The organism is Serratia sp. (in: enterobacteria) (genome assembly GCF_046715635.1).
In the GTDB taxonomy this organism is placed as follows: domain Bacteria; phylum Pseudomonadota; class Gammaproteobacteria; order Enterobacterales; family Enterobacteriaceae; genus Chania.
In genome coordinates, this window is the sequence record NZ_JBKJYW010000340.1 from 1 (window position 1) to 7,649 (window position 7,649).

Sequence of the window (7,649 nt, forward strand, 5' to 3'; positions counted from 1 at the left end):
CCCTTGCACCTTGGTATCACCGAGGCGGGCGGAGCACGCAGTGGCTCAGTGAAATCAGCCATTGGCCTGGGCATGCTGCTGTCGGAAGGGATCGGCGATACGCTGCGCATTTCGCTGGCGGCGGATCCGGTTGAAGAAGTGAAAGTTGGCTTTGATATCCTGAAGTCCTTGCGCATCCGCGCCCGTGGTATCAACTTCATTGCCTGCCCAACCTGTTCACGTCAGGAGTTTGACGTCATTGGCACCGTCAATGCGTTGGAACAGCGCCTGGAAGACCTCATTACCCCGATGGATGTGTCCATTATCGGTTGTGTGGTGAATGGGCCGGGCGAAGCCCTGGTGTCTACCATTGGGGTAACCGGTGGGCACAAGAAGAGTGGCTTCTACGAAGACGGTGTGCGCCAGAAAGAGCGTTTTGATAACGAACAGATGATTGACCAGTTGGAAGCGAAGATCCGGGCTAAAGCGGCCATGATGGACGAATCCAAGCGCATTTCGATCAATCTTCTGGAAAAGTAAAAAGAGATACCCTAAGAATTTCAAGTTACAGCTAGTGCAGATAACAACGCTGTAGCTTGAAAGGCGACGGGTATGGCGGGTATTTGGCCCGCTGATTAATAATCCGAGGGCTAGACTGCGCATCTGCGTTGAATAGCGGGTGGCAAAGTCCCTATAATCGGATCCATTTTCTATAAACGGACAGAGAACTCACGTGGCAAAAAACATTCAAGCCATTCGCGGCATGAACGATTACCTGCCGGAAGAAACGGCACTGTGGCAGCGCATTGAAGGCACACTCAAGCAGGTGCTGAGCGGCTATGGCTATAGCGAAATCCGGTTGCCGATTGTAGAGCAGACCCCGTTATTTAAACGCGCCATCGGTGAAGTGACCGACGTCGTGGAAAAAGAGATGTATACCTTCGAGGACCGCAACGGCGAAAGCCTGACGCTGCGCCCGGAAGGGACGGCTGGCTGCGTACGCGCCGGTATCGAACATGGTCTGCTGTACAATCAGGAACAGCGTCTGTGGTATATCGGCCCGATGTTCCGTTACGAACGTCCACAAAAAGGCCGTTACCGCCAGTTCCATCAGTTAGGTGCAGAGGTATTTGGCCTGCAAGGCCCGGATATTGACGCCGAGCTGATCCTGCTGACCGCCCGCTGGTGGAAAGCGCTGGGTATTGCCGAACACGTTAATCTTGAGCTGAACTCCATCGGTTCACTGGACGCTCGCGCCAACTATCGTGACGCTCTGGTGGCTTTCCTGGAACAGCATCAGGAAAAGCTCGACGAAGACTGCAAGCGCCGCATGTACAGCAACCCGCTGCGCGTGCTGGATTCTAAAAATCCAGAAGTGCAAACCCTGCTTAACGATGCGCCGCGTCTTTCCGAGTATCTGGATGAAGAGTCCAAAGCCCACTTTGCCGGGCTATGTGAACTTTTAGCTCAGGCTGGTATCCCATATACCGTTAACGAGCGCCTGGTGCGCGGCCTGGATTATTACAATCGCACGGTGTTTGAGTGGGTGACCACCAGCCTGGGCGCTCAGGGCACCGTGTGTGCCGGCGGCCGTTACGACGGTCTGGTTGAGCAACTGGGTGGGCGTGCTACCCCTGGCGTGGGTTTTGCCATGGGGCTGGAGCGTCTGGTGCTGCTGGTTCAGGCGGTTAATCCGGACTTCAAGGCACCGGCCACCATCGATGTGTACGTCATATCGAGCGGGGCGGGTACCCAGAGTGCGGCCATGTTGCTGGCAGAGCAGGTTCGTGATGCTGCACCGCAGATTAAATTGATGACCAACTATGGCGGCGGCAACTTTAAAAAGCAGATCACCCGTGCGGATAAGTGGGGCGCTCGTATCGCCCTGATCCTGGGTGAGAACGAAGTCGCAGCACAGCAGGTGGTGATTAAAGACCTGCGCAGTGGTGAACAAGAAACGCTGGCGCAAAGCGAAATCGCTGCGCGTCTGGCTTTGATGTTAGGTTAAGGAGAATGACACCGTGGAAGTCTATACCACTGAAAACGAACAGCTTGACGCCGTGCGCAACTTTTTTGCCGAAAACGGTAAAGCTTTGGTTGTGGGTGTGGTGCTCGGTATTGGTGCCCTGGTTGGTTGGCGCTATTGGCAGAGCAACCAGACCTCCAGCATGATGGCGGCCTCACAGTCTTATCAACAGGCTAACGTTGCCCTGGCATCGGGTAAAGCCGAAGACGTGGCGACGGCAGAGAAGTTTATCCAGGCGAACGATAACAGCTACGGCGTGTTCGCGGCTCTGGATTTGGCTAAACACTTTGCAGAACAAGGTGACTTTGCCAAGGCAGAACAGCAACTGGTGGTGGCACAGGGCCATGCCAAAGATGAAAACCTGCTGGCGTTGGTCAACCTGCGTCTGGCTCGAATTCAGATGCAAGAGAAAAAGCTGGATGAAGCGCTGAAAACGCTGGATGGCGTGAAAGGCGAAGGTTGGATGGCAATGATGCAAGACGTACGCGGCGACGTGCTGTTGGCCAAAGGCGACAGCAAAGGTGCGCGCGAAGCCTACAGCAAAGGCATCGAATCCAATGCTTCTCAGGCGCTTGCGGCAGTAATGCGCATGAAATTGAATAACTTGTCCAGCTAAGGGGAATTCCCATGCAATTGCGTAAAACACTCTTGGTCGGACTGGTTTCCGTGACTTTGCTGAGTGGTTGTTCGCTGTTTAGTGGCGAAGAAGACGTGGTTACCATGTCGCCGCTGCCAAAGGTTGAAAATCAGTTCACGCCGAACAAAGCGTGGAGCACGTCGGTCGGTGATGGCATTGGTGAGTACTACTCTCACCTGCGTCCGGCTTATCAGGACAGCACCGTTTATGCTGCCGATCGTCGCGGTACGGTGAAAGCGATGGACTTGGCCGATGGTAAAGAAAAATGGAAGGCGGATCTCTCCGAGAGAACCGGCTTCTTCTCCAGTAACCTGCCGGCGCTGCTTTCTGGCGGCCTGACGGTCTCTGGTTCCAACGTGTACGTTGGTAGTGAGAAAGCAGTGGTGTATGCGCTGAATACCGAAGACGGTAAAGTCGCCTGGCAAACCAAGGTAGCGGGTGAAGCAATTTCCCGCCCGGTGGTCGCCGAGGGTCTGGTGCTGGTCCATACCACTAACGGTCAGCTGCAAGCGTTGAACGAGTCTGATGGTGCCATCAAGTGGACGGTCAACCTGGATATCCCTTCACTGTCACTGCGTGGTGAGTCTGCTCCGGCAACGGCCTTTGGTGCAGCGGTAGTTGGCGGTGACAACGGTCGCGTCAGTGCCGTGCTGATGCAGCAGGGCCAGTTGATCTGGCAGCAGCGTATTTCCCAGCCAAGCGGTGCGACCGAGATCGATCGCCTGAACGACGTAGACACCACGCCGGTGATTGTTGACAACGTGGTCTATGCATTGGGTTACAATGGCAACATGACGGCGCTCGATCTGCGTTCCGGCCAAATCATGTGGAAACGTGATATGGGTTCGGTGAACGATTTTATCGTTGATGCAGGCCGTATCTATGTGGTCGATCAGGATGACCGTGTGGTGGCGATGAATACCGAAGGTGGTGTTAACCTGTGGCGTCAGAGCGATCTGCTGCACCGTAACCTGACCCCACCAACGCTGTATAACGGCTACCTGGTCGTCGGCGATGCTGAAGGTTATCTGCACTGGATTAATACCACCGATGGCCGTTTTGTGGCTCAGCAAAAAGTGGATAGCTCCGGCTTCCTGTCCGCGCCCATTGTGGCCGGTGACAAACTGCTGATCCAGGCGCGTGGCGGCAAGGTTTACGCCTTCACTCGCTAACAGTTTTAACCCCAATAGATCGCAAATTGCGGTTAGTGATATTTACTACACCCGCCGTTTGACAGGTCTTACCCTATGGATTTCGAGTTGCAGCTAGGCAATAACAACGCTGCAGCTTGAAAGACGACGGGTAATGGGATAACGGCTCCTGACGTCAGGAGCCGTTTCGTATTTTTAAGCTATGCCGCTGCTGTCTATTGCGCTGCATAGTAACGCATTGATTATTAAGTAATGAGGCTTCAACATGATACCTGTCGTTGCGCTGGTCGGGCGCCCGAATGTCGGTAAATCCACCTTGTTTAACCGTTTAACACAGACGCGCGATGCGCTGGTGGCGGATTTCCCCGGGCTAACGCGAGACCGCAAGTATGGTCGTGCTGAAGTAGAGGGCAATGAATTTATTATCGTCGATACCGGGGGTATTGACGGGACGGAAGATGGCGTTGAAACGCGTATGGCCGGTCAGTCGCTGTTGGCGATCGAAGAGGCCGACATCGTGCTGTTTATGGTCGATGCCCGTGCCGGGCTGATGCCTGCCGATCAGGGAATTGCCCAGCATTTGCGTAATCGCCAGAAAGCGACGTTCCTGGTTGCCAACAAAACCGATGGCATGGATCCGGACACGGCGACGGCAGATTTCTATTCTCTGGGCTTGGGCGATGTCTATGCGATTGCCGCTTCCCATGGCCGTGGCGTCACGCAGCTGATTGAGCACGTGCTGGTGCCGTTCATTCCGGAAAAACCAGAAGAAGTCGAGCTGACCGAAGAAGAAGCCAATGCCGCCTATTGGGCCGAGCAGAGCGGTGAGCTGGCCGAAGGCGAATATGAAGATCCGGAAGACGACTTCAATCCGCAGGATCTGCCGATCAAACTGGCGATAGTTGGCCGCCCTAACGTAGGTAAGTCAACGCTCACTAACCGTATCCTCGGTGAAGAACGTGTCGTCGTGTTTGATATGCCAGGCACCACTCGCGACAGCATTTACATTCCGATGGTACGTGACGAGCGCGAATACGTGCTGATCGACACCGCCGGGGTGCGTAAGCGCGGCAAGGTTACCGAAACCGTAGAGAAATTCTCGGTGATCAAAACGCTGCAGGCGATTGAAGATGCCAACGTAGTGCTGCTGGTGGTTGACGCCCGCGAAGGCATTTCCGATCAGGATCTGTCGCTGCTGGGCTTTATTCTCAATAGTGGGCGCTCACTGGTGATTGCGGTCAACAAGTGGGACGGCATGAGTGAGGAAGATCGCGATCACGTGAAAGAGATGCTCGATCTACGCCTGGGCTTTGTCGATTTCGCGCGTGTGCACTTTATCTCTGCGTTGCACGGCAGCGGTGTGGGTAACCTGTTCGAATCTGTGAACGAAGCCTATGAGTGTGCCACTCGTCGTGTTAACACCTCGATGCTCACCAAGATCATGCAGATGGCTGCCGAAGACCACCAGCCGCCGTTGGTGCGTGGCCGCCGCGTGAAGCTGAAATACGCGCACGCCGGGGGTTATAACCCGCCTATAGTGGTGATCCACGGCAACCAGGTATCCGATCTGGCTGACTCCTACAAACGCTATCTGATGAACTACTTCCGTCGCTCACTCAAAGTGATGGGAACGCCGATCCGCATCCAGTTCAAAGAGGGCGAGAACCCGTTTGCGGGTAAGCGCAACACCTTGACGCCAAACCAGATGCGCAAGCGCAAGCGCTTGATGAGCCACCTGAAGAAGTCAAAATAATCATCGTAGGGCGTGGAATTGATACCGCGCCCTATTTTTATCCTGCTTAAACCGTTCTATTATCTGCCAATCTTACTTCTTCACCGACCCTGCAAAGGAACCTCATGTCCTGGGAAACCTGGAGTTTTGCCTTTAGCGTCACCGTGCCCAACTTATTGATGATGTTGCTGGGGATCTTGCTGCGCCACTGGCGTTTGATGGACGATCGCTTTATCGATGGGGCCACCAAGCTGGTATTTAATCTGGCGCTGCCCTGCCTGTTGTTCTTCAGCATCGCCACCAACCATCCGCAGCTGCGCGATAATTTTGCATTGGTGATCTACGGTGCGGTGGGGACGATAGCGACCTTCCTGCTGCTGGAGATCGCAGCCAAGTGGCTGGTGAAAGAACCCCGCGAGCGAGGCGTGTTCGTGCAGGGGGGATTCCGGGCGAATACCGCGATTGTCGGCCTGGCTTATGCCATGACCGCCTACGGCGATGAGGGGGTCGCGATTGCCTCGCTGTATCTGACCGTGACGGTGATCCTGTTTAACGTGCTGTCGGTCATTACCCTGACGCGCAGCCTGCAAGGCGGCAACGGACAGAAGATCAAACATCTGTCATTGCTGCGCAGCATCGTAACCAACCCGCTGATCCTCGGGCTGCTGAGTGGCCTGGCCTATGCGCAGACCGGGCTGGGGATTGCGCCAGTGCTCAAACAGACCGGTAGCTATATCTCAGGCCTGTCATTACCGCTGGCCTTGCTGTGTACCGGGGCCAGCCTCGATCTGCGTGCAATGTTCCGTTCTTCCAACGTCGCGGCGTTGTCGTCGGCGGCTAAACTGTTTTTGGTACCGGTGCTGATGACGTTAGGGGGTTGGCTTTGCGGTTTCGAGGGCGCTACGCTCGGCATTATTTTTATGTTCTCGGCAACGCCAACCGCCTCCGGCAGCTATGTGATGACGCGCGCCATGGGGGGCAACGCGACGTTGGCCGCCAATATTATTGCGATCACTACCGTGGGATCCTTCTTTACCACCGCGTTGGGGATCTCTTTCTTGCGCTCGTGGGGCGTGATTTAAACCTGGAGGAAAGATGGACGCCTTATGTCCGGTTTGTGCTCAGCCGATGCGCTGGTTGAATGGCCACTATCATTGTGACGGCTGTAATAGCGATTACCGGCAGCTTGCCGAATGCCCAGACTGCGGGCACCCGTTGCAAGAACTGAAAGCCTGTGGCGCCGTTGATTATCTCTGCCAGCATGGCCACGGGCTGATCTCCAAAAAGCGGGTGAAGTTCAGCTATCAACCGGTTGCATGACCCCATGCATCGTAGAGCCGGTGGTCGTGTGTGCTGACCGCTGGCGACACCTTGTTTTGGCTGAGGCGTTTTACCGAGGCCCGTACCGTCAAGCGCCCGTGCAACAGCATATTGCTGGGTGGCGCATCCGGGCGCAACATACGGCGTTGCAACAGTGCGATGGCCTCTGCACCCAGCTCATCACGAGGAACGTGAACCGAGGTCAGCGGCACGTCGTGGATCTCCGCCAGATTAAAGCCATCCGTACTCATCACCGAAATATGCCCCGGCACGTTGATATGCATTTTCTTTAGCGAATTAACGGCACCCACCGCCATATAATCACCCCCTGCCAGGATCGCCGTCGGCAATTGTGCCCGATCGGTAACGCTGTTGATAAAGGTCGTGATGGCCTGCTCGGCTTCTTCGCTGCCGAAGCCGGAAGTGGTGATGAGATGCTGGCCGTCATCGAAGGGAATATTGTGCCGCATATAGGCCTGTTTGATCCCCGCCAGCCGCAGCTCCATAGTATTGCGCCGCAGACATTGCAGATTGAGGATCCGGTTGTGGCCCTGCTGGAACAGATAATTGGCAGAATATTCGCCAATCAGCTGATGATCCGGGGATACGCTGTCAAGGCGCATCTGGTGGTCTGTGCAGTTAATCAGGATGCAGGGTTTATTCAGGTCGGCGGCTAACGTATGGATATGTTCATCGTCGATGCCGATGATCAGCACCGCTTCAGTTTGCGGGTCGTTCATCTTTTCCAGAAACAGCGTGCTGTCGCTATGCTGCTCCTCCAGCCCGCAGTAGCGGACTCTCACG

The 7,649-nt window shown here is 55.2% G+C and carries 8 protein-coding genes; 7 read left to right on the forward strand and 1 reads right to left on the reverse strand.

The genetic code is table 11. From position 1 onward, the window contains the following. The 7 genes from ACLQ7H_RS17990 to ACLQ7H_RS18020 form a co-directional block, all read left to right on the forward strand. A partial coding sequence (locus ACLQ7H_RS17990) for a flavodoxin-dependent (E)-4-hydroxy-3-methylbut-2-enyl-diphosphate synthase (protein WP_411753834.1) occupies positions 1 to 519 on the forward strand: 519 nt, incomplete at its 5' end. A gap of 193 nt (positions 520 to 712) precedes the next feature. After that, complete coding sequence (gene hisS, locus ACLQ7H_RS17995) at positions 713 to 1,987, forward strand: histidine--tRNA ligase (protein ID WP_411753835.1); 1,275 nt, start codon at positions 713 to 715, stop codon at positions 1,985 to 1,987. A 13-nt stretch (positions 1,988 to 2,000) separates the two neighbouring features. After that, a complete protein-coding gene (locus ACLQ7H_RS18000) occupies positions 2,001 to 2,621 on the forward strand; it encodes a YfgM family protein (RefSeq protein WP_411753836.1) in 621 nt (206 codons plus the stop codon). 11 nt (positions 2,622 to 2,632) lie between these two features. Further along, positions 2,633 to 3,814: an outer membrane protein assembly factor BamB gene (gene bamB / locus ACLQ7H_RS18005; RefSeq protein WP_411753837.1), complete on the forward strand. Its 1,182-nt coding sequence runs from the start codon at positions 2,633 to 2,635 to the stop codon at positions 3,812 to 3,814. 244 nt (positions 3,815 to 4,058) lie between these two features. Continuing rightward, positions 4,059 to 5,546 carry a ribosome biogenesis GTPase Der gene (gene der / locus ACLQ7H_RS18010; RefSeq protein WP_411753838.1) on the forward strand — a complete coding sequence of 496 codons (1,488 nt, stop codon included), beginning with the start codon at positions 4,059 to 4,061 and terminating at the stop codon, positions 5,544 to 5,546. Positions 5,547 to 5,650: 104 nt separating this feature from the next. Further along, positions 5,651 to 6,607: an AEC family transporter gene (locus tag ACLQ7H_RS18015; protein ID WP_411753839.1), complete on the forward strand. Its 957-nt coding sequence runs from the start codon at positions 5,651 to 5,653 to the stop codon at positions 6,605 to 6,607. A gap of 13 nt (positions 6,608 to 6,620) precedes the next feature. Then, a complete protein-coding gene (locus ACLQ7H_RS18020; protein ID WP_411753840.1) occupies positions 6,621 to 6,845 on the forward strand; it encodes a zinc ribbon domain-containing protein in 225 nt (74 codons plus the stop codon). Here the strand turns inward: ACLQ7H_RS18020 and ACLQ7H_RS18025 are convergent. Further along, the coding region (locus ACLQ7H_RS18025; protein WP_411753841.1) for a LacI family DNA-binding transcriptional regulator at positions 6,830 to 7,649 on the reverse strand (820 nt) is incomplete at its 5' end. The two genes, ACLQ7H_RS18020 and ACLQ7H_RS18025, sit on opposite strands and share 16 nt — an antisense overlap.

Excerpts from the sequence above, each read along its gene's own strand:
- bamB (WP_411753837.1), top strand. The coding sequence starts at position 2,633 with ATGCAATTGCGTAAAACACTCTTGGTCGGACTGGTTTCCGTGACTTTG.
- der (WP_411753838.1), top strand. The coding sequence starts at position 4,059 with ATGATACCTGTCGTTGCGCTGGTCGGGCGCCCGAATGTCGGTAAATCC.
- ACLQ7H_RS18015 (WP_411753839.1), top strand. The coding sequence starts at position 5,651 with ATGTCCTGGGAAACCTGGAGTTTTGCCTTTAGCGTCACCGTGCCCAAC.
- ACLQ7H_RS18020 (WP_411753840.1), top strand. The coding sequence starts at position 6,621 with ATGGACGCCTTATGTCCGGTTTGTGCTCAGCCGATGCGCTGGTTGAAT.